This is a genomic window from Streptomyces sp. NPDC002643 (assembly GCF_053592555.1).
In genome coordinates this window covers 153,239-176,318 of sequence record NZ_JBSFVY010000019.1, presented here as the reverse complement: position 1 = coordinate 176,318, position 23,080 = coordinate 153,239, and the positions used below count along the sequence as shown (strand labels likewise).

General features: G+C 69.5%; 19 protein-coding genes and 1 tRNA gene. 13 read left to right on the top strand and 7 right to left on the bottom strand.

Annotation, left to right across the window (positions count from 1 at the left end; all coding sequences use genetic code 11):
• The first annotated feature begins 300 nt into the window (after window positions 1-300).
• The 4 genes from sbnA to ACWD4G_RS27765 are packed head-to-tail and all read left to right on the top strand — an operon-like array spanning window position 301 to window position 3,766.
• Window positions 301-1,350 (top strand): 2,3-diaminopropionate biosynthesis protein SbnA, encoded by a 1,050-nt coding sequence (gene sbnA, locus ACWD4G_RS27780; protein WP_451298009.1) that lies wholly within the window; start codon window positions 301-303, stop codon window positions 1,348-1,350.
• 1 nt (window position 1,351) lies between these two features.
• Window positions 1,352-2,350, top strand: coding sequence for a 2,3-diaminopropionate biosynthesis protein SbnB (gene sbnB / locus ACWD4G_RS27775; protein WP_451298007.1), 999 nt, complete (start codon window positions 1,352-1,354; stop codon window positions 2,348-2,350).
• A gap of 4 nt (window positions 2,351-2,354) precedes the next feature.
• A complete protein-coding gene (locus ACWD4G_RS27770) occupies window positions 2,355-3,500 on the top strand; it encodes a threonine synthase (protein WP_451298005.1) in 1,146 nt (381 codons plus the stop codon).
• A 47-nt stretch (window positions 3,501-3,547) separates the two neighbouring features.
• Window positions 3,548-3,766 carry an MbtH family protein gene (locus ACWD4G_RS27765; protein ID WP_451298003.1) on the top strand — a complete coding sequence of 73 codons (219 nt, stop codon included), beginning with the start codon at window positions 3,548-3,550 and terminating at the stop codon, window positions 3,764-3,766.
• Window positions 3,767-3,810: 44 nt separating this feature from the next.
• Here ACWD4G_RS27765 and ACWD4G_RS27760 read toward each other — a convergent pair whose 3' ends face one another.
• Window positions 3,811-4,623 carry a TrmH family RNA methyltransferase gene (locus ACWD4G_RS27760; RefSeq protein WP_451298001.1) on the bottom strand — a complete coding sequence of 271 codons (813 nt, stop codon included), beginning with the start codon at window positions 4,621-4,623 and terminating at the stop codon, window positions 3,811-3,813.
• 164 nt (window positions 4,624-4,787) lie between these two features.
• Between ACWD4G_RS27760 and ACWD4G_RS27755 the strand changes: the two genes are divergently transcribed.
• Window positions 4,788-5,720, top strand: coding sequence for an ornithine carbamoyltransferase (locus tag ACWD4G_RS27755; RefSeq protein WP_451297999.1), 933 nt, complete (start codon window positions 4,788-4,790; stop codon window positions 5,718-5,720).
• Between the two features lie 22 nt (window positions 5,721-5,742).
• The gene (locus ACWD4G_RS27750) at window positions 5,743-6,768 is read left to right on the top strand and encodes an NAD-dependent epimerase/dehydratase family protein (protein ID WP_451297997.1); all 1,026 of its coding nucleotides are present in this window, start codon (window positions 5,743-5,745) and stop codon (window positions 6,766-6,768) included.
• 461 nt (window positions 6,769-7,229) lie between these two features.
• Here the strand turns inward: ACWD4G_RS27750 and ACWD4G_RS27745 are convergent, their stop codons facing one another.
• Both ACWD4G_RS27745 and ACWD4G_RS27740 read right to left on the bottom strand, forming a co-directional pair.
• Window positions 7,230-7,535, bottom strand: a complete 306-nt coding sequence (locus ACWD4G_RS27745; protein ID WP_451298055.1) for a hypothetical protein — start codon at window positions 7,533-7,535, stop codon at window positions 7,230-7,232.
• Between the two features lie 385 nt (window positions 7,536-7,920).
• Window positions 7,921-7,996: transfer RNA gene (locus tag ACWD4G_RS27740), tRNA-Arg, on the bottom strand.
• A gap of 310 nt (window positions 7,997-8,306) precedes the next feature.
• On the opposite strand from ACWD4G_RS27740, the gene ACWD4G_RS27735 reads away from it, so the two are divergent.
• The 7 genes from ACWD4G_RS27735 (at window position 8,307) to ACWD4G_RS27705 (ending at window position 17,876) form a co-directional block, all read left to right on the top strand.
• The gene (locus ACWD4G_RS27735; RefSeq protein WP_451297995.1) at window positions 8,307-9,938 is read left to right on the top strand and encodes a dynamin family protein; all 1,632 of its coding nucleotides are present in this window, start codon (window positions 8,307-8,309) and stop codon (window positions 9,936-9,938) included.
• A gap of 5 nt (window positions 9,939-9,943) precedes the next feature.
• Window positions 9,944-12,289, top strand: a complete 2,346-nt coding sequence (locus ACWD4G_RS27730) for a GTPase (protein WP_451297993.1) — start codon at window positions 9,944-9,946, stop codon at window positions 12,287-12,289.
• Between the two features lie 250 nt (window positions 12,290-12,539).
• Window positions 12,540-13,007 (top strand): single-stranded DNA-binding protein, encoded by a 468-nt coding sequence (locus ACWD4G_RS27725; protein ID WP_451297991.1) that lies wholly within the window; start codon window positions 12,540-12,542, stop codon window positions 13,005-13,007.
• Between the two features lie 300 nt (window positions 13,008-13,307).
• Window positions 13,308-14,759 carry a TQXA domain-containing protein gene (locus tag ACWD4G_RS27720; RefSeq protein ID WP_451297989.1) on the top strand — a complete coding sequence of 484 codons (1,452 nt, stop codon included), beginning with the start codon at window positions 13,308-13,310 and terminating at the stop codon, window positions 14,757-14,759.
• Window positions 14,760-15,109: 350 nt separating this feature from the next.
• A complete protein-coding gene (ettA, locus tag ACWD4G_RS27715; protein ID WP_451297987.1) occupies window positions 15,110-16,774 on the top strand; it encodes an energy-dependent translational throttle protein EttA in 1,665 nt (554 codons plus the stop codon).
• A 2-nt stretch (window positions 16,775-16,776) separates the two neighbouring features.
• A complete protein-coding gene (locus ACWD4G_RS27710) occupies window positions 16,777-17,187 on the top strand; it encodes an acyl-CoA thioesterase (protein WP_451297985.1) in 411 nt (136 codons plus the stop codon).
• On the top strand, window positions 17,184-17,876 hold the full coding sequence (locus tag ACWD4G_RS27705; protein ID WP_451297983.1) for a hypothetical protein: 693 nt from the start codon (window positions 17,184-17,186) through the stop codon (window positions 17,874-17,876). Before ACWD4G_RS27710 ends, ACWD4G_RS27705 begins: the two co-directional genes overlap by 4 nt.
• 56 nt (window positions 17,877-17,932) lie before the next feature.
• Here the strand turns inward: ACWD4G_RS27705 and ACWD4G_RS27700 are convergent, their stop codons facing one another.
• From ACWD4G_RS27700 to ACWD4G_RS27685, 4 genes are all read right to left on the bottom strand, one after another.
• Window positions 17,933-19,450, bottom strand: a complete 1,518-nt coding sequence (locus tag ACWD4G_RS27700) for a GntT/GntP/DsdX family permease (RefSeq protein WP_451297981.1) — start codon at window positions 19,448-19,450, stop codon at window positions 17,933-17,935.
• A complete protein-coding gene (locus ACWD4G_RS27695; RefSeq protein WP_451297979.1) occupies window positions 19,447-20,391 on the bottom strand; it encodes an NAD(P)-dependent oxidoreductase in 945 nt (314 codons plus the stop codon). The genes ACWD4G_RS27700 and ACWD4G_RS27695 overlap by 4 nt, the downstream gene beginning before the upstream one ends.
• 103 nt (window positions 20,392-20,494) lie before the next feature.
• Window positions 20,495-21,937, bottom strand: a complete 1,443-nt coding sequence (locus ACWD4G_RS27690; RefSeq protein WP_451297977.1) for a four-carbon acid sugar kinase family protein — start codon at window positions 21,935-21,937, stop codon at window positions 20,495-20,497.
• Between the two features lie 320 nt (window positions 21,938-22,257).
• Window positions 22,258-22,953, bottom strand: a complete 696-nt coding sequence (locus tag ACWD4G_RS27685; RefSeq protein ID WP_451297975.1) for a FadR/GntR family transcriptional regulator — start codon at window positions 22,951-22,953, stop codon at window positions 22,258-22,260.
• Window positions 22,954-23,080 lie beyond the last annotated feature (127 nt).

Genomic DNA, 23,080 nt, shown 5'->3' with positions numbered 1-23,080 from the left:
ACACCCGCATGTGTTTTGACACACCGTCAGCGGATGAACGCCTTCTGGAATCTTGAGCAAAATGGTTCCACCACCCCGTTGCGACAAGCTACCGTCCGATCTTGCCCACTGCTTCACGTTTGGACCTGATCGCCAGTGAGTATTATTGATCACATCCTTGTGACGTGCTGTCAAGTGGTCTACTGGGTAAGCGGGTTGCTGGGGAGGACCCGCACTTTCACGAGGCCGGCAAGGTTTAAGGAGCCAACAGGAGTGGCTGTCTCACCACGGGCGGGGTCACAGCGGTCATCCCCACACGGGATGACTGAAATTGACCGAAAGCGGACACATTCCTCGCGGAATCACAACGAAGGAGCCCCGGCAGGAATCCTCTCTGCGGTCGGCGGAACACCACTGGTAAGACTCGAACGAATCACTCCCGGTGCCGAGTTCGCCGTTTATGCGAAGTTGGAAGCACTGAATCCGGGTGGCAGCATCAAGGACCGGCCCGCGACGGCGATCGTCGCCGACGCCGTACGTAACGGACTCGTCACACCCGGCAAGACGGTGGTCGTGGAGTCCAGTTCGGGCAACTTCGCCATCGGCCTCGCCCAGGCATGCCGCTACTACGGCATCGACCTGATCTGTGTCGTCGATCCGGCGGCCACACCGCAGAACCTGGCGATCCTCAAGGCATTCGGGGCCAGGGTCGATCTGGTCGGCCGCCCGGACCCGGTCACCGGAGACTTTCTGACGGCCCGTCGTAGAAGGGTCCAGCAGATCCTCGCGGAACTACCTCACACCTTCTGGCCCAACCAGTACGGCAGTCTGCTCAACCCCGCGACCCACTTCGCCACGATCAAAGAGGTCACGGAGGAACTGAACGGCCCCCTCGACTACCTCTTCTGTGCCGTCAGCACCTTTGGCACCTTGCGGGGCTGTGCCGAGTACGTCCGCGACAACGGCCTGCCGACCAAAGTCATCGCGGTGGACGCGGTCGGGAGCGCCATCTTCGGGCTGCCTCCCCGGAACCGGCTCATACCGGGACACGGTGCGTCCGTGCGGCCCGAGCTGTTCGAACCGGACCTGGCGGACGACGTCGTTCACATCACCGACCATGAATGCGTGACGGCATGCCGACGGCTCGTCCACCACGAGGCGTACCTCGCCGGCGGTTCCTCCGGCGCGGTCCTGGCAGCCCTGCTCAAGTACGCACCCCGCATACCTGCGGAAGCCAACTGCGTACTCATCATGCCCGACCGCGGCGAGCGGTATCTCCACAGCATCTACTCCGATGCCTGGGTCCGGGAACACTTCGGCGATCTGCCGGACGTGGTCCTGCCCCCCATCGAACTCACCGTAGGCGGATGATGTGCTAATTCTCACAGGTGAACAGGTTCGCAGCCTTCTGATCGGGCACGAGGACGACATCGTGAGCGCGGTGCGCGACGCATATCTCGCGCACGCCGACGGCGACACCACGCTTCCGCACTCCTCCTTCCTCCGACTGCCGGAGTCCCGGAACCGGATCATCGCCCTGCCCGCCCATCAGGCGAAGCCCGTACCGACGGCGGGGTTGAAGTGGATCGCGTCCTTTCCGGGCAACGTGGAGCGTGGCATGGACCGCGCCTCCGCCGTCATGATCCTTAATTCCGCGGAAACCGGTCATCCGACCGCGGTGGTGGAGGGCTCCCTCATCTCCGCACAGCGGACGGCGGCCAGTGCCGCCCTCGCGGCTCAGGTACTCGGGGTACCGGGCGACGGGGCCCGGGCGGGCTTCGTGGGATGCGGGGTCATCAACTTCGAAGTCGCCCGCTTCCTTCGCACCACGCGTCCGGACATCCGCATGCTGACGGTCAACGACACGGACCCGCAGCGGGCGAAGAGCTTCGCCGAGCGCCTGGGCGCCGCCTTCCCCGAACTCACTGTGACGACGAGCGAAACCCTTGACGTGGTCATCGCCGAATCCTCGGTCCTGTCGATCGCGACCACCGCGCTGACACCCCACATCCCGGACCTGAGCAAGGCGCCGGCAAATGCCGTGGTACTGCACGTCTCCCTGCGCGACCTGACCCCGGAGGCCATTCTGGCCTCTTACAACTACACCGACGACATCGATCACGCGGTGCGGGAGCAGACATCGCTCCACCTCACGGAACAGCAGACAGGTAACAGGGATTTCGTCCGGGCCACGCTCGCGGACGTGCTCCGCGGCACAGTGACCGTGCCGGACGACGGCCGTCCCCACGTCTTCTCCCCGTTCGGCCTCGGCGTCCTCGATCTCGCCCTCGCCAGCCTGGTCCTGCGCCTCGCCGAGGAGCAGGGCGTGGGCGTGGACATACCCGACTTCCTCCCTGTACGTCATGGGTGAGGTGGTGGGTTCGCGTCGAACCGAGGAATGCGAACTGCTGGAGTACCGCTACGGGCCCCAGTTGCTGCCGGACACGCTGATGAGCGCTCCCGGCATGTGGCGCTATGCCGGGCTGCTCCCCCTGGAGGATGGTCCGATCCGCTATCCCCTGCCGGTCGGTGGAACTCCGCTGATCGGGTCGCCGGGGCTGCGCCGTGATCTGGCCATGCCTCGGCTGTGGATCAAGGACGAGACACGCGGCCCCAGTGCGTCCAACAAGGACCGGGCGACCGCCTTGGTGATCGAGTCCGGTCTGCGCGCCGGTGCGGACACCATCACCATCTCCTCCACCGGCAACGCGGCGGTCGCGACTGCCTTCGGTGCGGCGGCGGCAGGAATGCGGAGCGTCATTTTCGTGCCCGAAGACTGCAACCCGGGCAAGATCGACCTCATGCGTGCCGCCGGAGCGTTGGTTCTGCGGGCTGCCGGAGGCTACCCGGAAGCGTTCCGTCTCTCCCGGGAAGCGGCGCGGCGACTGGGCTGGCTCGACCGCAATACCGGCGTCAACCCGCTGACGCTCGAGGCGAAGAAGACCGTCGCCCTGGAGATCTGGGAGCAGTTGAGCCGCAGTCGTCCCGACGTCGTCTTCGTACCGGTGGGCGACGGACCAACACTGTGCGGTCTCGCCAAGGGCTTCCGCGAGTTGCTGCTGTGCGGCGCGATGGACCGCGTACCGCGCTTGATCGGGGTACAGGCGGCCCACTGTCAGCCGCTGGCGCGGGCCTGGCGTGGCGAACCGGCCGATGCGCGGGCTCATGGCCCGACGATCGCCGACGGCATCGCTGTCACCGAGCCCTCTATCGGATCGCTCGCTCTCCAGGACGTGCGCGACAGCGGCGGCGCCTACGTCGCGGTATCCGACGAAGAGCTCCAGCGGGCCGTTTCCGTCCTCGCGAGTACGGCCGGGATCGGCAGCGAGCCGGCTGGGGCAGCCTGTCTGGCAGGGCTGTGGAAGGCACTGGAGCTGGGCTTCGTGGAGCGGTCCGAGACGGCGGTCCTTCTGGTAACCGGACGTGAACTGGCCCATCCGACCGTCTCCGGAGCCCGAGGCGGGCAGGCTCCCGTCGTCTCCGGCTGGAAGGACGTCGAGGAACACCTTGCTCATCTGTGACCAGGTGAGCCGCCCATACATCATCTTCGAACGGAGAGGGAGCAACCATGGCCAATGACACCCAGACTGATGACGTCGAGTACACGGTCGTCGTCAACCACGAAGAGCAGTACTCGATCTGGTTCGTCGACAAGGAGATACCCGAGGGCTGGCGTGAGGTGGGCAGGAGGGGCCCCAAAGCCGAGTGCCTGAGCTACATCGAAGAAGTGTGGACGGACATGCGGCCCCTCAGCCTGCGCCGCCAGATGGAGGGCGCGCAGGGCTGACCTGCGCGCCGCGACCGCCGGGCTGAGCGCCGGTCCACGGCCGCTCAGCCCTGCGGTCCGCCCGTCTTCCGCCATGCCTCATAGAGAAGGACCCCGGCCGACACGGCGAGGTTCAGGGACTCGGCGGTACCGGTCATCGGAATATGCAGCCGCAGATCGCCCCGTTCGAGCACATCCGGGGGCAGTCCCGGTCCCTCCGCGCCGAGCAGGATCGCGAGCGGCGTCGGGTATTCAATTTTCCAGAAATTACTGTCGGCCGCCGCCGACGTAGTGGCTACGGTGATGCCATGTTCTGCCGCCCAGGAAAAGAATTCGTCCGCTGTTGTCACATGAGCAATCGGAACGTTGAACAACGCCCCCATGCTCGCCTTGACAGCCGCAGGGTCGAACGGGTCGGTCGCCTTGCCGATCAGAATGACTCCGGCGGTGTCCGTGGCATCGGCGGTACGAATGATGGTTCCCAGATTTCCGGGGTTCCCGACCTCGTGCAACACAACCAGGCGTGTGTCGGACCCCACCGGAATTTCGTCGAGCTCACGCAGTCGGCCTCGGACGACCGCAGCCAATCCGGACGGGCCGTCCCGGTCCGCGAGGCGAGTGAAAAGGTCGGCGCTGATTCGCACGACGCGAACACCGCGACCTTCCTGTTCCTCAACCATCCGCGCGGCCGGGGCGTACTTCAACAGCTCCGGAGCCACCGCGAGAAACTCGATATCGGCCTGTGCCTCGACGGCCTGCCAGACGGGCTGGATGCCATGAACGACGAAAACTCCCTCGCGGCGGCGGTGCTTACGCTCCGCCAGCTGTCGCATTCGTTTGACGACGGGATTCCCCGCGCTGGTGATCAGATCGGCCATCTTTGTTCCGTCCGGGCTGCTGTTCGGCGATTCGGCGTGACTCGACAGATTGTACAGGGGCGCCCGGCCACTGAATCAGGTGGAGGCCACCCCGGTCTCCGCCGCGGCGCCCCATCGAAATAAAGACCCGCCGTGCCGGGTAGAGCTGAAAGGTTTGTGGACCCATGAGCAGGAGCCGTCGGCACCTCATATCGTTGCGGGATCTGACTGCCGAGGACATCGAACGGATCGTCGATCGCGGCCTCGCCCACGCGACGGCCGACGGAAGGTACGGGCAGTCCCTTTCCGGAAAGGTCGTGGGTGCCTACTTCGCCAAGACCTCCACCCGGACGCGCACCGCGTTCGTCTCCGGGGCCATGCGGCTCGGAGCGCACACCCTCACCTACGGCCCCGGAGATCTCCAGCTCAACACGGGGGAGACCTTCGAGGACACGGGTCGGATTCTGGGCTGCATGCTCGACGGTCTGGTGGCGCGCACGGCGGACGACCCCGGGCAGTTGCGTGCCCTGGCCGGCTCCGGCGAGATGGCCGTCGTCAATGCCATGAGCGCGGACGAGCACCCGACGCAGGCCCTGGCCGATCTGACGACGATGCGGCAGCGCTTCGGCACCATCTCGGGGCTGCGCGTGCTGTACGTGGGCGAGGGAAACAACACGGCCGCCGCGCTCGGTCTTGCCCTCAGCAGATATGCGGGCACGGAGGTGCATTTCCGTACGCCGCAGGGATACGGTCTCCCCTCCGATTCACTGCAAAGCGCGACACATCTGGCCTCCGAACATGGAGCCGTCTGCACCGAACAGCATGACCTCGACGGCTTGCCGGAAAAAGTCGACATTGTCTATACGACGCGCTGGCAGACCACGGGAACATCGAAGGAGGATCTGAACTGGCGTGATACCTTCCAGCCTTTCAAGGTGACCGCGGAACTCCTCAACCGCTATCCGAACGCGGTTTTCATGCATGATCTTCCGGCCCATCGCGGTGAAGAGGTCGATGCCGAAGTGCTGGATGGATCGAGCAGTATTGTATTCCAGCAGGCGGCCAATAAACTGTACAGCGCCATGGCGGCCCTGGAGTGGTCTCTCGATGTCCTCTGACGGAAGATAAGAGAAGGTCATCATGCGTGTACTAGTCACCGGGCACCAGGGTTATGTTGGAACCGTAATGGTTCCGATTCTGAAATTGGCAGGACATCAGGTAACCGGAATGGACGCCGATCTTTTCCGTGACTCCTGGGCGGGGCCCAAGGAATCGGAACCGGATAGATACCTCCTGGATGTCCGCGACGCGGAAGCGAAGCATTTCTACGGCTACGATGCCGTTATCCATCTGGCCGGTCTTGCGAACGATCCGACCGGAAAAATTCCTTCCAGGATCACCGAGGACATCAATTTTCGGGCCTCGGTCGGTCTCGCGGCCGCCGCGAAGGCGGCTGGTGTCCGGCGGTTCCTTTTCTCCTCGTCATGCAGCGTGTACGGGCACGGCAAGGAGGACCCCTGGACGGAGGACGACGAGCCCCAGCCGCTGACCGAGTACGCCAAGTCGAAACTGCGGACGGAGAAAGCCCTGGGGTCGCTGGCCGGGCCGGAGTTCTGCCCCACGTATCTGCGCAGTGCCACGGCCTATGGATTCTCGCCTCGCTTCCGGACGGATCTGCTGGTCAACGAGCTGACCGTCAGTGCCCTGACCACGGGGGAGGTACGGCTGTCCGGCGGCGCGATGTGGCGTCCCTTCCTTCACGTCCAGGACATGGCACATGCCTTCGCGGCCCTGCTCATGGCACCCACGTCTACCGTGTGCGACCGCACGTACAACGTGGGTAGCGACAGCGAGAACTACTCGGTTGAGGCGGTCGCCGCCCTGGTTTGCGAATCGGTTGCCGGAACCAGGCTCACCGTCGTGGACGACGTACCGGCCGATCAGCGCAGTTACCGGGTCGACTTCGGGCGCCTGGCCCGGGAAGTGCCGGGTTTCGTCCCCCGGTGGAGCGTGGGGGCGGGGGTGCGCCACCTGGTCGAACAGCTTTCGCTGCACGGCCTGCCGACGGACAGTCTGGCTGGACCGGCCTACCGGCGGCTCGACGCGCTGCGGACCTCGGTTCTGGAGGGACGCATTTCGTCCGACCTCAGGCGGGCCGGCTCCTAGGGCATCGTACGATCGCGGCACCGGCCCCCGGCAGCGGTCGGGCGCCGGCCCGGTCCAGCTGCGGCGCGAGGGCGCCGCACACGAGCCGGGGCACGGCCTCCGTCCGACCGGCGGGGTGGAAGTGCTCTCCGGAAGCACATGGCTGGGTGAATCGCGCGCCGGTGTGCCGCGCGCAGTGGAGCTTGTCGTCGGCCTCCATGTGCGGTCCCGGTCTCCCACCAGTGCCGTGATCGGGCGGGACAACGGAGCTTCGGGCCAGTACCGATACCGGTATGTCGCGACGGCGGTGAAGTCGCTGCGCGGCGGGGGCAGGGCGGCGCTGAGGAGTTGTGCCCGAAGAGCGCGATCGGGCCACGCCAAGGGGCAGAGCCTGCAGCACGTGGTCGGCCAGGCCCCCCATGTCTTCCACGGCCTGCCCGTGCGGCGCGCCCAGTTCACCTCGATCGCGCACCGCAGGCGACCTAGGACGTCCTGCCTGCCGGGGTACTGCGCAGCCGGCGCTTCGACGTCCGGAAGAAGCTCCCCCGTGAGTTGGTACTCCAGCAGGAGTTCTCGGTGCGGCCGACGGTGCCGGAGTACGGCCGTTGCACCCCGGCGGAGGCAGTGCTGTGCGGTCGGCATGTTCGGCCAGCTGCCAGCCCTTTTTTGCGGGCCACCGGGGCGAGCGGGCTGCCGCGGACGGAGTCGCGCATGCGGCGGCGTGGTTCGACGCGGTCGAAGCGGTGGCCGATGTCGGTGAACAGGTCGTCGAGGTGTGTCGGTCCCACGTCTGGGCTGCGGGTGCCGCCCCAGTGCTCACCGGTGATGACTGCCCAGGCCAGTGGCGTCCCTGACGGCGGGACACTCGTTCGAGGGGCGGGCGCACGGAACCCGCGTGACCGCCGACCGGCCGCTACACCCCCGCCGCTCGACGTTTCAGGCCATCTATGCGTGCTGCGTCGTCGGCCGGCGGGAGCTCTACCTGAAGCGTGCCGAAGCTGCTCTGGAACTCCCAGAAGTGTGGGACGTATGCGGGACGGACACCCGTAGAAGCCCGGTTCTGACCGGTTCCAATCGGACTCGGCCCCCGGCGAGGCGAGGAATCCGATCGACGTGGAGACCAGGAGATGGAGCCTGACCTGCTAAAACTTCGCCATCCTGACCTGTGGCCGGTGGCGCCCCCGGCAGGACTCGAACCTGCGGCCAAGCGCTTAGAAGGCGCCTGCTCTATCCACTGAGCTACGGGGGCCGGGTGTGGTGGCCTCTGTCGTGGTGCCCGGGTGTGGGCTGATCCGTGACGTTGCCGGGGACAAGGATAGGGCTCCCGAGTCCTTGTCCCTGTTGCTTCGCCTCCGTGGCTCAATGTGGAGGTTCGGTGAAGCGGTCCTGATAATCGCAGGCAGGTACGAATCGCGCACCTCTTTTGGCGCCCCAAGCCTCGGGTGTTGTGCACTCGTTATGCCTGCGCCTCTCTCGTCCCCTCCGTCCCGTGTGTCCTGTCGGCGCGCAGACGTACTTATATGCTTCAGAAAGTCCACAAAATTGGGCATTCTTCGCATGTGGTGACCTTGGACGTACGGCCTCAGCTGCTCGACGCGCTCTCCGCCCTGCGCGACCGTGTCGCCGCCGCGCGCTTCCCGCTGCCCCTGGCGGGGGCCCCGCGCGCGCGTGCCAACCGCGACGAACTGCTCGCGCAACTCGACGACTACTTGGTGCCCCGGTTGCGGCAACCCGAAGCGCCCTTGCTTGCCGTTGTCGGCGGCTCCACCGGCGCCGGGAAGTCCACCCTCGTCAACTCCCTGGTGGGACGGAAGGTCAGCGAGGCCGGGGTGCTCCGGCCGACCACCCGCACACCGGTACTCGTCTGCCATCCCGAGGACCACCACTGGTTCAGCGGCATGCGCGTCCTGCCCAACCTCAGACGCGCGCGGGTGCCCCAACAGGAGCTGGGGCAGGGGGTGGGGCATGCGCCGGTCGGTGCGTCGTTTCCGCAGGGCAAGGACGGCGAACGCGTACTGCGCATCGAGACCGCCGACAGCATGCCGCGCGGCCTCGCCCTCCTCGACGCGCCCGACATCGACTCCCTGGTCGCCGAGAACCGCGTCCTCGCCGCCGAACTCATCTGCGCCGCCGACATCTGGGTGACGGTGACCACCGCCGCCCGCTACGCCGACGCCGTGCCCTGGCATCTGCTGCGCACCGCCAAGGAGCACAGGGCGACCCTGGTCACCGTTCTCGACCGGGTGCCCCACCAGGTGGTCTCCGAGGTCTCCCGGCAGTACGCGGCGCTGCTCACCAAGGCGGGGCTCGGTGACGTACCCCGGTTCACGGTGCCCGAACTGCCCGAGTCCGCCTGGGGCGGGGGGTTGCTGCCGGCCACCGCCGTCGCCCCGCTGCGCGACTGGCTCATCCAACAGGCCACCGACCCCGGCGCCCGCTACGAGGCCATGGTCCGCACCGCCCGTGGCGTCCTCGACTCCCTGAATTCCCGGCTGCCCGAACTGGCCGGTGCGGCGGCCCAGCAGTACGCCGTCGCCCTCCGCCTCACCACCTCCGTCGACATGGCGTACGACAACGAGCACGCGCGCGTGAAGGCGCGATTGCAGTCGGGGGCCGTCCTCGCGGGCGACGCCCTCAAGCGGTGGCGCAGCTATCCCCTGGACTGCACCGCCCGTGAACTCCTCGACGCCCTCATGGAAAGTCTCGGCGCGCTGCTGCTGTGTGCCGTCACCGCCGCCGACGAGCGGATCGCCGACGCCTGGCGGCGTGAACCGGCCGCCGTCGCCGCCGGGCTGATGGACCGTGACCCCTCGCCGGCGAACGCCGAGCACCGCATCGGGATGACCGTTCGACGCTGGCGACGCGTCCTTGAGGAGTACGTGGAGGAAGAGGTCCGCGACCTCGACCGGAGTCTCGCGCCCGATGTCGAGGTCGTGGCCGCCCTGGTCGCCACCGCCTTGCTGGGCGGTCGGCGGGCCCGTGCCGCCGGTGAGGGGCTCGCCGAGCGGATCGGGGCGCACGGGGCGCTGCGGTTGCGCGACCGGAGTGGACGGCTGCTCACCGAGTACCTCGACCGGGCCCTCGACGCCGAGCGCGACCGCCGTCTGGCACCCCTTGACGCACTCGACGTCCATCCCGAGCCACAGGCCGAACTCATCGCCGCGCTGTCCGTACTGCAGAAGGAGAGGTGACCGTCGTGACCGCCGTCACTGACCACGCGGATCAGACGGAGGACGACGTCCCCGAAGGGGGCGACGATCGCGGAAACGACCTCCCTATGGGGAACGTTTCGACGGAGAAGGCCTCCAGGGAGGGCGCTTCCGCGAGGGGCGACCAGGAGGACGTGGCCGACGACGTGTCCCGGAAGGACATCTCCGGGGAGGCCGTTTCCGAGGACGGTGTCTCCAAGGAGGGTGTCTTGGCGAAGAGCGGTCCGGAGGAGGGCGGCTCCGAGGAGGGCGCCGCTGAGAAGGGTGCCGCTGGGAAGCGTGCGACGTCGGGACAGGCTCGCGAGAACGGCCTCCACGCGCGCGTGGCCGCCGTCGGCACTTCCGGTGTCAGGTCGCGTGCCAGAGCGTCCTCCGGTGCCGCGTCCCGCCGCGAGGAGCCCGAGGACTCGTCCCGCCGTACGAGAGCGGGCGGCCTGTTCCGTCGCGCGCGAACGGGCGGTTCGACGCGGCGCGCGGAAGGGCGTACCGAGGATCGCGCGACAGGACGTACCGAAGCTCGCCCGGGACGTACCGGGGATCGCCCGGGACGGTCCGGAGGTACCTCGGGAGGGCGTGACGTACGCCCTGGGGAGGGCCGGGGAGAAGGGCGGCCGGAGGCCGAGGAGGTCTGGGACGACGGGCTGATCGCTCGGCGGGTGCCCGAGGAGAGGGCCGCCGAGAAGGCCGCTCAGGCGTTGGCCTCGATCGTGGAGACCCGGCCACAAAGCTCCCAGGCGGTCACGCCGCTGGCGTACGACGGGGCGCTCAGGTCGCGGCTCGACGCGTTGCGGGAATTGGTGGGGCAGTCGCGTACGCGGTTGGACAGCAGGACGCTCGCCGAGGCGGGGCGGGTGCTGGACGAGGCGGCGGCGCGGCGCAGGCTCTCGGGGCAGCACACCGTGGTGGCGATCGCGGGCGCGACCGGCAGCGGCAAGTCGACGCTCTTCAACGCGCTCGCCGGAGTGGCGATCTCGGAGACCGGCGTACGCAGGCCCACTACCGCTGCGCCGATCGCGTGCAGTTGGAGCGACGGCGCGGCGAGCCTGATCGACCGGCTGGGCATTCCGGGGCGGTTGCGGCGGCGGCCGTTGCAGAGCCCGGAGGCGGAGGCGCAACTGCGGGGGCTGGTGCTGGTGGATCTGCCCGACCACGACTCGGCGGCGGTGCAGCACCGGCAGCAGGTGGACCGCGTGCTGGGGCTCGTGGACGCGGTCATCTGGGTCGTCGACCCGGAGAAGTACGCCGACGCCGTACTCCATGAGCGCTATCTGCGGCCCCTGGCAGGGCACGCGGAGGTCATGTTCGTCGTGCTCAACCAGGTGGACCGGCTGCCCGGGGAGGCCGCGCACCAGGTCCTCGACGACCTCCGGCGCCTCCTCGACGAGGACGGGATCGCCCTCGGTGAGCACGGCGAACCGGGGGCCACCGTGCTCGCGGTGTCCGCGTTGACCGGGACCGGGGTGGCGGAACTGCGGGACGCGGTCGGGCAGTTCGTGGCCGAGCGGGGAGCGCCGGCCCGCCGGGTGCGGGCCGATCTGGACGCCGCCGCCGCGCGGTTGTGGCCGGTGTACGCCACCCGGCGGCGGACGGGGCTCAGCGAGCGGGCCCGGGAGGAGTTCACCGCCCGGCTCGCGGACGCCGTGGGGGCGACGGCGGCGGGCGAGGCGGCCGAGCGGGCCTGGCTGCGCAACGCCAACCGCGCGTGCGGCACGCCGTGGCTGCGGCTGTGGCGGTGGTACGAGGGCCGCGGCGACCTTCCGACCGGGCGGCTCGCGGCGTCGGCCGTGGACGAGGAGGCCACCGCCCGGCAGCGGGTCGAACAGGCCGTACGGATGCTGTCGGACCGCGCCGCGGCGGGGCTGCCCGCGCCTTGGGCGCAGGCGGTGCGCGAGGCCGCCGCACGCGGGGCGCAGGGGCTGCCGGAGGCCCTCGACCAGTTGGTGGCGCGGGCCGGGGCCTCGACGGGGCGGCTGCCTCGGCCGGGCTGGTGGCCGATCGCGGTGCTGGTGCAGGCGTCCATGACCCTGCTGCAGATCACCGGCGGGCTGTGGCTGCTCGGGCAGATCATCGGCTTCATGTCGCCGAACCTCGGGGTGCCGGTGCTGCTGATGGTGATCGGCATCGTCGGCGGTCCGGCCGTGGAGTGGAGCTGCCGGCTGGCGGCGCGGGGGCCTGCCCGGCGGTACGGGCTGGAGGCGGAGCGACGGTTGTGGGAGGCCGCCGCCGGGTGCGGGCGGGCGCGGGTGCTGGACCCGGTCGCCGCCGAGCTGCTGCGGTACCGGGAGGTGCGGGAGCAGTACGGGCGGGTGCTGGGGGCGGCGCCGGTGGGCTGACCATCCGTGGGGTGAGGGGTGGGCCTCCGGGCGGCGGTTCACCCTGTCGGGTGGCGAAGTTTTCCACAACCGGCGAGTAACACACAGGGCTCAGCGGGCTCGGCCCGACGGCGGCAATCTGATCTCGCGGCGATCACGACGGACGCGATCACCGTGAGCAGGAATGCGAGCAGCCGTACGGGACGGGCCCGTGCGTGTGTGAGGCGGCGGTGCCGGGAGCGGTGCCGACGCGGAGGAGGGGCTCAAGGCCATGAACGAGACGCTGGTGTGTGTGGTGGGGAACGTGGCGACGCAGCCGGTCTGCCGGGAGTCGGCGTCGGGGGCGTCGGCGAGGTTCCGGCTGGCGGTGACCTCGCGGTACTGGGACCGGGAGAAGAGCGTGTGGACCGACGGCCACACCAACTTCTTCACGGTGTGGGCGAGGCGCACCCTCGCGGCGAACGTGGCGTCGTCCGTGTCGCTGGGTGATCCGGTGGTGGTGCACGGCCGGTTGAAGGTGCGCAGTGAGCAGCGGGACGGGCAGAGCTGGGTCTCGGCGGACGTCGACGCGGTGGCGATCGGCCACGACCTGTCGCGGGGGACATCGGCCTTCCGGCGCAACAACGCCAGGGGAGAGGCGGCGACACCGGCCCCGCCCGAGCCGAACTGGGAGACACCGCCCGCCAGTTCGCCTCAGACGCCCATCGAACTGCGCCCGGAGCCGGTGGGGGTGACGTGACGTCATGGAGCGGGCGGCGGACGGACACTGCGATCATCCGAACCGCTCCGGCCGAACTGCGGCTTATCGGCGAATGCGTTGTGAACACTCCTGACGTAAGTCCCATCGATTTGTCGATAAGCCCTGTTCGCAAGCTGTGCAACCGATAACGATTCCGATTCGGATCTCTTGTCCGACGATACGACTGGGAAGAGTGGTGCGCCGCGTCCTTAGGATGCCGGGCATAGCTCACGGGGCTTCTGATTCTGCTGGTGGGACCACAACCCCCACGTCAACGGGTCCTGCTCGAAGGGAAATTCAGTGGTGTCTTCGTTCTCGGGGTCGCTCTCCGCGTGGTGTGCGCGCAGGCGAGGGGCGGCTCGTCTCGCCGCCGTGTCGCTCGCCTCCGGCCTCGTCGTCGCGGGTGCGATCGTCACCGCGGGCCCGGCCGCCGCCGACGGGACGGCGCATCGCCCGGGCGGAGCGACCGCGACCATAGGCGGCCTGAAGACCTACGGGACGGCCGTCATCCGTACCGAGGACGGGGAACAGCAGCTGCCGGCGGGCCTGTTCGAGATGTTCGTCGACGGCGGCGGCACCCTGCAGACCTACTGCGTCGATGTGCGGAACCCCACCCAGAAGGACGCCAAGTACCAGGAGACCTCCTGGAGCGGAACCTCGCTGGGCGCCAACAAGGACGCGGGCAGAATCCGTTGGATTCTGCAGAACTCCTACCCGCAGGTGAACGACCTCGCGGCACTGGCCTCCAAGGCGGGCGCCAAGGGCCTCACCGAGCAGGACGCGGCGACCGGAACACAGGTGGCGATCTGGCGGTACTCGGACGGCGCCGATGTGACGGCCCTGGACCCGCAGGCCGAGAAGCTCGCCGACTACCTGGAGAAGAACGCACGCGACCTGGAGGAGCCGGCCGCCTCGCTGACCCTCGACCCGCCGGCGGTCTCCGGCCGGGCGGGCGAGCGGCTCGGTCCGGTCACGGTGCGCACCAACGCCGACGGGGTGACGCTGACCCCGTCGGCGGACGCCACCGCGGCCGGGGTGAAGGTCGTCGACGAGAAGGGCGAGGCGGTCACCACCGCCCGTGACGGCAGCGAGCTGTACTTCCAGGTGCCCGAGGAGGCCGATGGGGGCACCGCCGAGGCATCCGGCGGCGGGGGAGGCTCGGCCGAGCTGACCGTGGAGGCCTCGACCACCGTGCCCGTCGGTCGTGCCTTCGCCTCCGAGACCCGCAGCCAGACCCAGATCCTCGCCGGGTCCAGCGAGTCCACGGTCTCCGCGACGGCGACCGTGAGCTGGGCGGAGAAGGGCGCGATACCGGCACTGTCCGCCGAGAAGAACTGCGTCGACGGCGGTCTGGACATCACCGTGGCCAACGAAGGGGACGATGCCTTCGCCTTCGAGCTGATGGGCGTCGAGTACTCCATCGCCGCCGGTGAGACCCGGAAGGTGACGGTCCCGCTCCAGGAGGACCAGGCCTACGACTTCACGATCAAGGGGCCGAACGGCTTCGCCAAGCGGTTCCGGGGCGTCCTCGACTGCAAGACGGAGACCGAGACGGCTGTGGGCGGAGAGTCGGTCCAGACGCTGAGCGAGCCCAGCCCGGCGACGGTGGGCGGCGGCACCGTCTCCGACACCACCACCGATCTCGCCGAGACCGGCAGCTCCGGCGCGACCCCGGTGATCGGCGGCATCGCGATCTCCCTGGTCGTGATCGGCGGCGCGGTGATGGTCGTCCTGCGCAAGCGGGAGCAGTAGGCGCCCGCGAGGGCGGGAGCGATCGAGTGCGGGCCGGAGCGATCGTCGGCTTCGGGCCGCAACGGTCGCCGGCTCCGGGCCGGAGCGGTCGCCGGCGATGAGGCGCGGCGGGTGCGGCGTGCGCGGCCAGGGAGTGCCGCCGCGGTGTTGAAGTGCGCTCCTTGACAGCTCAACAGCGAGTGACCGCGCGATGACACATGCGTGTGACGCGGCCCCGGAACGCCCCTGCGGCACCGGGGCCGTGTCGCTCTTCCAGGGGGTTCACCATCCGGTTTCCGTCGAGGGCTCGCCGTGCGGCAAGATGGGTGGTACTGCCCACTGCCAGATTTCAAGCTGCCGGACGGTTTCTCTTGGCTGAGTTCATTTACACCATGCGCAAGACGCGCAAGGCGCACGGCGACAAGGTCATCCTTGACGACGTATCGCTGAGCTTCCTGCCCGGCGCGAAGATCGGTGTGGTCGGTCCGAACGGTGCCGGTAAGTCCACCGTCCTCAAGATCATGGCCGGTCTTGAGCAGCCCTCGAACGGCGACGCGTTCCTCTCCCCGGGCTACACTGTCGGCATCCTCCTGCAGGAGCCGCCGCTGAACGAGGAGAAGACGGTCCTGGAGAACGTCCAGGAGGGTGTCGCCGACATCAAGGGCAAGCTGGACCGGTTCAACGAGATCGCCGAGCAGATGGCGACCGACTACTCGGACGCGCTGCTGGAGGAGATGGGCAAGCTCCAGGAGGAGCTGGACCACGCCGAGGCCTGGGACCTGGACGCCCAGCTGGAGCAGGCCATGGACGCCCTCGGCTGCCCGGCCGGCGACTGGCCCGTCACCAACCTCTCCGGCGGTGAGCGCCGCCGCGTCGCCCTCTGCAAGCTGCTGCTGGAGGCCCCCGACCTGCTGCTCCTCGACGAGCCCACCAACCACCTCGACGCCGAGTCGGTGAACTGGCTGGAGCAGCACCTCGCCCAGTACAAGGGCACCGTCGTGGCCATCACCCACGACCGGTACTTCCTGGACAACGTGGCCGGCTGGATTCTGGAGCTCGACCGCGGCCGGGCCATCGGCTACGAGGGCAACTACTCGACGTACCTGGAGACCAAGCAGTCCCGTCTCAAGGTCGAGGGCCAGAAGGACGCCAAGCGCGCCAAGCGCCTCAAGGAGGAGCTGGAGTGGGTCCGCTCCAACGCCAAGGGGCGGCAGGCCAAGTCCAAGGCGCGTCTGGCCCGTTACGAGGAGATGGCCGCCGAGGCCGAGAAGATGCGGAAGCTGGACTTCGAGGAGATCCAGATCCCGCCGGGCCCCCGTCTGGGCAACGTGGTCGTCGAGGTCAACAACCTCAACAAGGCCTTCGGTGAGAAGGTCCTGATCGACGACCTCTCCTTCACCCTGCCGCGCAACGGCATCGTGGGCGTCATCGGCCCGAACGGCGCCGGCAAGACCACCCTGTTCAAGATGATCCAGGGCCTGGAGGAGCCGGACTCCGGCACGATCAAGGTCGGCGAGACCGTCAAGATCTCCTACGTCGACCAGAGCCGCGAGAACATCGACCCCAAGAAGACGCTGTGGGCCGTCGTCTCCGACGAGCTGGACTACATCAACGTCGGCCAGGTCGAGATGCCCTCGCGCGCGTATGTCTCCGCGTTCGGCTTCAAGGGCCCCGACCAGCAGAAGCCGGCCGGTGTCCTCTCCGGCGGTGAGCGCAACCGCCTGAACCTGGCGCTCACCCTGAAGCAGGGCGGCAACCTGCTGCTCCTCGACGAGCCGACCAACGACCTCGACGTCGAGACCCTGTCGTCGCTGGAGAACGCGCTGCTGGAGTTCCCGGGCTGCGCCGTGGTCGTCTCCCACGACCGCTGGTTCCTGGACCGGGTGGCGACGCACATCCTCGCCTACGAGGGCGAGTCGAAGTGGTTCTGGTTCGAGGGCAACTTCGAGTCGTACGAGAAGAACAAGATCGAGCGGCTCGGCCCGGACGCCGCTCGTCCGCACCGTGCCACCTACAAGAAGCTGACCCGGGGCTGATCTTGCGGCACATCTACCGCTGCCCACTGCGCTGGGCGGACATGGACGCGTACGGCCACGTCAACAACGTGGTGTTCCTCCGCTATCTGGAGGAGGCCCGTATCGACTTCCTGTTCCGCCCGGAGAAGGACTTCAAGCAGGGGTCCGTGGTGGCACGCCATGAGATCGACTACAAGCGGCAGCTGGTCCACCGCCATCAGCCGGTCGACATAGAGCTGTGGGTCACCGACATAAAGGCGGCGTCGTTCACGATCACCTATGAGGTCAAGGACCCGGACCAGGTCTATGTCCGGGCCTCGACCGTGGTGGTGCCGTTCGACTTCGAGCGGCAGCGGCCCCGCCGGATCACCTCCGAGGAACGGGAGTTCCTCCAGGAGTACACGGACGACGAGGAGGAGGCCGTCGCCGCATGACGGTGCTCCACCTCGCCGACGAGGGGGAGGCGGCGGACTTCGCGGCCTTCCTCTCCCGGCTGCTCCACTACGACCGTGGAGCCGCGGTGCGCCTCCAGGCTGCCGGCACCGCACTGGCCGTCTTCGGCCGGCCACCCTCCTTCGAGGTCCTGGCGATCCGCACGGTACGGCTCGCCAAACCGTACGAGAACGGGCTCGACGTCACCCTCGACGTGACCGTGTCCGCGGGTGAACTGCTGGAGTCCATCGACGAGCCGGCGGCCACGGCGGTCGTACCGGCCACCGTCACCGGGCCGCCGTGGGCCGGGGTACTGCCCCCGCGCGGCGGCTGGCGGCGCGAGACGGGACTGCCCGCGCCGGACGCGTTGCGGGCGGCGGTCGCCGAGGTGGTCGCCGAATTCCGGTCCCGCACCGAGGAGTTGGCACCCGATCGGCGTACCCGGGCCGAACTCGACCGGATCGGGCGGGAGATCTGGTCCCGGCCGGTCGGGGACACACGGCTTCCGGTACGGGCCGTGCACGCGGCCCAGTCGCTGGGCTTCCTCCGCCCCCGAGGCGACACGCAAGCGCCCGACGAGGCGCCGCTCGGGCTCTTCTCGTCGGGCGCGTGGCTCAGGCTGCGTACGCCGTACGGTTCGATCGCCGTACGCAGGGCGGGACTCGGGGCGTTGGACGTCAGCGTCCGCTGACGCCGGTCGGCCGCCGACTCTGGTGGCGGTCGGCCTGGGCCGGCCGCCGGCCCCGGTTAAACGAGCGGCCAGAGGGCGGCCGTCAGGCCGAAACCGATGAGGCCCATGACGGTCGTCAGGACCGTCCAGGTGCGCAGGCCGCTCGCCACGTCGAGGCCGGCGAGCTTGGTGAACATCCAGTAGCCGGCGTCGTTGATGTGCGAGACCGCCAGGCCGCCCGCGCCCATCGCCAGGGCGACCAGGGAGAGCTGGGGCGTGGACAGGTCGGCGCGTTCCAGGAGCGGGGTGAGGATGCCGGCCGTGGTGATCAGGGCCACGGTCGTGGAGCCCTGGGCGGCGCGCAGGGTCAGCGCCATCAGGAAGGCGAGGACCAGGGCGGGCAGGCCCGTGCGGTCCAGGACATCGGCGATCGCGTCACCGATACCGCTCGCCACCAGCACCTTGCCGAAGACACCGCCCGCGCCCGCCACGAGGATCACCATGGCGACGGAGGGGAGAGCGGAGCCCATCACACTGGCGATATGGGCGCGGTCCCAGCCTCGGCGGGCGCCGAGGAGGTAGGCGCACAGGGCCACATCGATGAGGAGGGCGACCATCGGGGCGCCGAGGACGGTGAGGACGGCGCGGAAGGGGGCGCCCTCGGGGAGGAGGTTCTGGCCCAGGGTGCCGGCCAGGATCAGCAGGATGGGCGTGACGATCAGGGCGAGGACCATGGCGAAGGAGGGCGGGCGCAGGGCCGGGTCCTGGCCTTGGCCGTGGTCGGCGGTCGTCGGGGCGGCGGACCTGGTGAGGACGGCGGTGCCGTGGCCGTCGTCCGCGCGGGACAAGGCGGTGGCCGGGCCGCCGGTGGCCCCGGGGGCTCCTGGGGCGAGAGCGGGGGCGGAACCGTCGGTACCGTCGGTGGTCTCGGGAGAGGACTCCTCGCCGTAGACCTCCGCGTACACGGCCGGGTCCATCGGGTACTCGCGGCGCGTCATACGGCGGGAGATCAGGTGGCCGAGCAGGACCACCACGGCGGTGACCGGGATGCCGAGGAGGAGGACCAGGCCCTGGTCGGCGCCGATGGCCTGGGTGACGGCGACCGCGCCGGGGTGCGGAGGCAGGAAGGCGTGCACGGTGAGCATCGCCGCGCCCATCGGCAGGGCGTAGATCAGCAGCGGCTTGCGGGAGGCGCGGGCGACGCCGTACGCGATCGGCATCAGGATGATCAGGCCGACCTCGAAGAAGACCGGGATGCCGAGGACGAAGCCGGCGACGGTCAGGGCGAGCGGAGTGCGTCTGGAGCCGAAGCGGTCGATGAGGGAGTGGGCGAACGCGGCCGCGCCGCCGGAGAGTTCGATGATCCGGCCGATCATGGCGCCGAGGGCGATGATCGTGGCGATGTGGCCGAGGGTGGACCCCATGCCCTCCTCGATGGTCTTCACCAGGTCGGCGGCCGGGACGCCTGCGGCGAGGGCGACGCCGATGGAGACCACGACCAGGGCGACGAAGGGCTGGACCTTGGCGCGGAGGATGAGGAGAAGGAGGGTGGCGACGCCGACGGCGGCTATGAGGAGAAGGGCGGTGTGGCTCATCGGGTGCCTCCTTCTGGAGAACCGTTCTGGACAGGCTCGGGGGACGTGGCGGGCTTCGGGGAGAGGACGGTGACGACCGAGGAGTCGTCGTGGGCGGCCAGGCCGGCGGCCTCGCCGAGGAGGTAGAGCTGCTGGGCGGCCGAGGCGAGCGGGACGGGCACATGGGCGTCCTTCGCGATGCCGGTGACGATGCCCATGTCCTTCACGAAGATGTCGAGGCGGGACTTCACCTCGGGGGCGATGTCGCTCTCGTACGTCTCGACCATGCGGGGCCCGCGATCACCGAACATGAAGGAGCCTGCGGCGCCGTGACGGAGGCTGTCCACGACCGTCCGCGGGTCGAGACCGAGACCTCGGGCGAGGGCGATGGCCTCGGCGGCGGCGGCGATGTGGACGCCGGCGAGGAGTTGGTTGATCGCCTTCAGGGACTGGCCGTCGCCGGGGTGCCGTCCCACGACCGTGAGGGTGGAGGCCAGGAGGTCCAGGACGGGGCGGGCCAGGGCGAGGGCGTTGTCGTCGGCGCCGACGACGATCAGCAGATCGCCGTCGCCGGCGCGCACGGGGCCGCCGCTGACCGGGGCGTCGACCGTGCGGACGCCGTGTTCCGCGAGGCGGGTGGCCGTGGTGCGGGCGGCCTCAGGGCCGACGGTGCTGGTGAGGATGACGGTGGCGCCGGGGCGGAGGGTCTCGGCGGCGCCGTCCTCGCCGAAGAGGGCGGCGTCCACCTGCTGCTGGTCGCGGACGGCCAGGAGGACGACATCGGCGTCACGGGCTGCTTCGGCGGGGGTCGCGGCCGCGGTGCCGCCGACGGAGGTGAGGTGGGCTAGGCGGGCTTCGGCCACGTCGAAGGCCGTGACCGGGAGGTGGGCGGCGAGGCGGGTGGCCATGGGGAGGCCCATGGCACCCAGGCCGATCACTGCGGTGTGGGGACGGGGGGTCATCGGGAGGGCCTTTCTGGGGAGGGGAGGGGAGGGGAGAGAGTGGGGGCTGGGGAGCGGTCGTGCGTTGTGGCGGGGTGTGGGTGCGGTGGGGCCGCCGGGGGTGTCAGGTGGCGTTTCTCAGGAGGGTGAGGGCGTCGGTGAGGGCCTCGTCGGTGCCGACGTTTCCGGCGAAGACGATGTAGGGGACGCCGGTGGCGGGGCCGTCGACCGGCTGCCAGAGGGAGACGATGCCGGGGAGGAGGGTGCCCCGGGCCCAGGCGCGGCGGATCTCCAGGCCGTGGGTGGCGGTGTCGCTGGAGGTGATGCCGCCCTTGGCGATGACGAACGCGGGGTGGCGGACCGCCGTGATCAGACGGACCGTCTCGACGAGCGCGGCGGAGACACTGCGGGAGATGGCGAGGCTCTCGTCTGGGTCGGTGGCGGTGACGACCGTGCGGGTGGTGCGGATGACGGTGTCGGCCGTGGTGAGGGTGGCCGCCGCCCTGTCGGCGATCTCGTGGATGTGTTCGTCCCGGTGGGCCGGGTCGAGGAGTCGGGTGACGTCGAGTTCGTGTTCGGCGAGGTGGTCGGTGGTGGCGCGGAGGTGGTTCAGCTGGCGGGTGGTGAGGGAGACATGGGAGCCGACGACGATCAGGCCGTGCGGGGCGTCGGGGGCGCGTAGGGGGCGGAGTTCGGCGGTGGTGAGCGGGGCGTGGGCGGGCTGGCCGGCGCGGGCGCGGACGAAGGAGGGGCCCACTCGGTAGAGGAGGCGGGTGCCGTTCTCCTCGGCCTCGGCCAGGGCGAGGGCCAGGACGCGGAGGTCGTCGTCGCAGACCGCGTCGACCACCGCCGTGGCGCCGCCGCGCAGCGTGGCCAGACGGGCGGCGACATGGGTGGGGCCGCCGGTGCGCAGATCGGTGAGCGTGATGCGGAGGACCTGGTCGGCGGGGGTGCGGCCCTTGGTCTTCTCCTCGACCCAGTCGGGGAGGGAGGAGGAGGTGTAGCCGAAGGTGGCGTCCCTCGCGAACTCGCTCTCGCCGACCGGGAGCAGGCCGTCCGGGGTGCGCATCCAGTGGGTCGAGTCGATGGTCAGGCGCCCGGCCTCGATGTAGGCGGGGACGAGGACGACGCCGTCGGGGGCGGCGCCGAATGCCGTCAACTCCTCGGCGAGGACGTCGGTTTCGAGGGGGAAGTGGCCGCGGAGGGTGGAGTCGCCCCGGGAGGCGATGGCGTAGGGGATGTTCTCGGCGAGGGATGCCTCGTGGAGGGCGCGGGCGACCTCGCGGTTGCGGGTCGCGGCGTCCTGGGGGGAGAGGCTGCGGGTGTTGGTGAGGACGAAGAAGGCGGGGGTGTTCTGGCGGAGGGCCCAGCGGAGGTCTTCGACGGACCAGGTGGTGAGGACCGGGATGTCCTTGATGGTCTGGGTGCCGGTGGGGTCGTCGTCGAGTACGGCTAGGCGGGGGGCCGAGCGTAGGCGGGTGGCTACCTCGGCCGGGGAGACATTTCTTACAGGTGGGGCATTGTGGAGCACTTCGGACTCTGGGAGGGCGTGACGGGGTAGGGGCATGGCGGGTCCTGGGGGAGGGAGGAGGGTGCGGTGGGGCGGGGTGGGGCGCGTGAGGGCGCGGGAGGGTGGTGAAGGTGCTGTGGGCGGGGGTTGCTGTGGGGTGGGGGGCTTGCTCGCGCTTGCGGGGTGCGGCTCTCTTTGGGATGGGTGCCGCCCCTTGCGGCGCGCCTGCCCGTAGCTACGTCGGCTGGGAGGTGGGCCCTGTTTGGGTGGGCGCTGCCTCAGTGGTCCGGCTGACCGCAGCTGCGTGAGCGGAACGGCTGCCTGCGGCTACGTGAGTGGCGCGATTGCCTGCGGCTGCGTGAGGGGTCTTTCGGGTGTTACTCGGACGGCTTCACCACGTGGGTTCTGTAGTCCGTCGCCGTTTGGCTCATGTGGGCGTTCATCGCTTCGCGGGCCCTGTCGGGGTCGCCGGACTCCAGGGCCTTGAGGACCGCTTCGTGGTGGGCTATGGCGTTGACGCGGATCTGGGGGATCGCGGACGTCTCGCGGCGGCCCTCGGCGAGGAGGGCACCGAAGGGTTCGAAGAGGAGGGGGACGAAGAGGTTGCCCGTCGCCCTCATCACCGTGGCGTGGAAGTCGATGTCGGCCTGCACGAACTTCTCCGTGTCGGCCTCGTCCGCCGCCTCCCGCATGGTGGCGAGGTGTTCCCGCAGCTCCGCGAGGTGGGTCTCGTCGCGGCGCACGGCGGCCAGTTCGGTGGCGCCGTTCTCGATGAGGCGCCTGGCCTCGATGAGCCGCTCGGAGAGCGAGGCGTGGGAGGCGTGGGACGCGGCGCGTACGACCGGCTCCAGCGCCGTCCACCGGTCCGGTGGGTTCACGTACGTGCCCCGGCCGCGTACGACGCGCACCACGTTCTGGGCCCGGAGTTGCTTGACGGCCTCGCGGACCGTCAGCCGGCTCACGGCGGACTGCTCGGCGAGCTCGCCCTCCGGGGGGAGGGCGGAGTCGGGCGGGTGGGTGCCGTCGATGATCTCGCTGAGCAGGCGCTCGGCGAGTTCTTCGGAGAGCGACATCTTCGGGCCTCCGGCGGGCGGGCGTATACGGATGTCGGAGTCACCGTACGGGGTGGGTGCGGCGGCCTCGACAGGTACCTCAGATATCTGATGTCAGATGTCAGATGTCTTGGTCTCAGGTCTGAGA

Coding starts and splice junctions, on each gene's coding strand:
- sbnA (WP_451298009.1), top strand. CDS start 301: ATGACTGAAATTGACCGAAAGCGGACACATTCCTCGCGGAATCACAAC.
- ACWD4G_RS27765 (WP_451298003.1), top strand. CDS start 3,548: ATGGCCAATGACACCCAGACTGATGACGTCGAGTACACGGTCGTCGTC.
- ACWD4G_RS27760 (WP_451298001.1), bottom strand. CDS start 4,623: ATGGCCGATCTGATCACCAGCGCGGGGAATCCCGTCGTCAAACGAATG.
- ACWD4G_RS27755 (WP_451297999.1), top strand. CDS start 4,788: ATGAGCAGGAGCCGTCGGCACCTCATATCGTTGCGGGATCTGACTGCC.
- ACWD4G_RS27750 (WP_451297997.1), top strand. CDS start 5,743: ATGCGTGTACTAGTCACCGGGCACCAGGGTTATGTTGGAACCGTAATG.
- ACWD4G_RS27725 (WP_451297991.1), top strand. CDS start 12,540: ATGAACGAGACGCTGGTGTGTGTGGTGGGGAACGTGGCGACGCAGCCG.
- ACWD4G_RS27705 (WP_451297983.1), top strand. CDS start 17,184: ATGACGGTGCTCCACCTCGCCGACGAGGGGGAGGCGGCGGACTTCGCG.
- ACWD4G_RS27700 (WP_451297981.1), bottom strand. CDS start 19,450: ATGAGCCACACCGCCCTTCTCCTCATAGCCGCCGTCGGCGTCGCCACC.
- ACWD4G_RS27695 (WP_451297979.1), bottom strand. CDS start 20,391: ATGACCCCCCGTCCCCACACCGCAGTGATCGGCCTGGGTGCCATGGGC.
- ACWD4G_RS27690 (WP_451297977.1), bottom strand. CDS start 21,937: ATGCCCCTACCCCGTCACGCCCTCCCAGAGTCCGAAGTGCTCCACAAT.
- ACWD4G_RS27685 (WP_451297975.1), bottom strand. CDS start 22,953: ATGTCGCTCTCCGAAGAACTCGCCGAGCGCCTGCTCAGCGAGATCATC.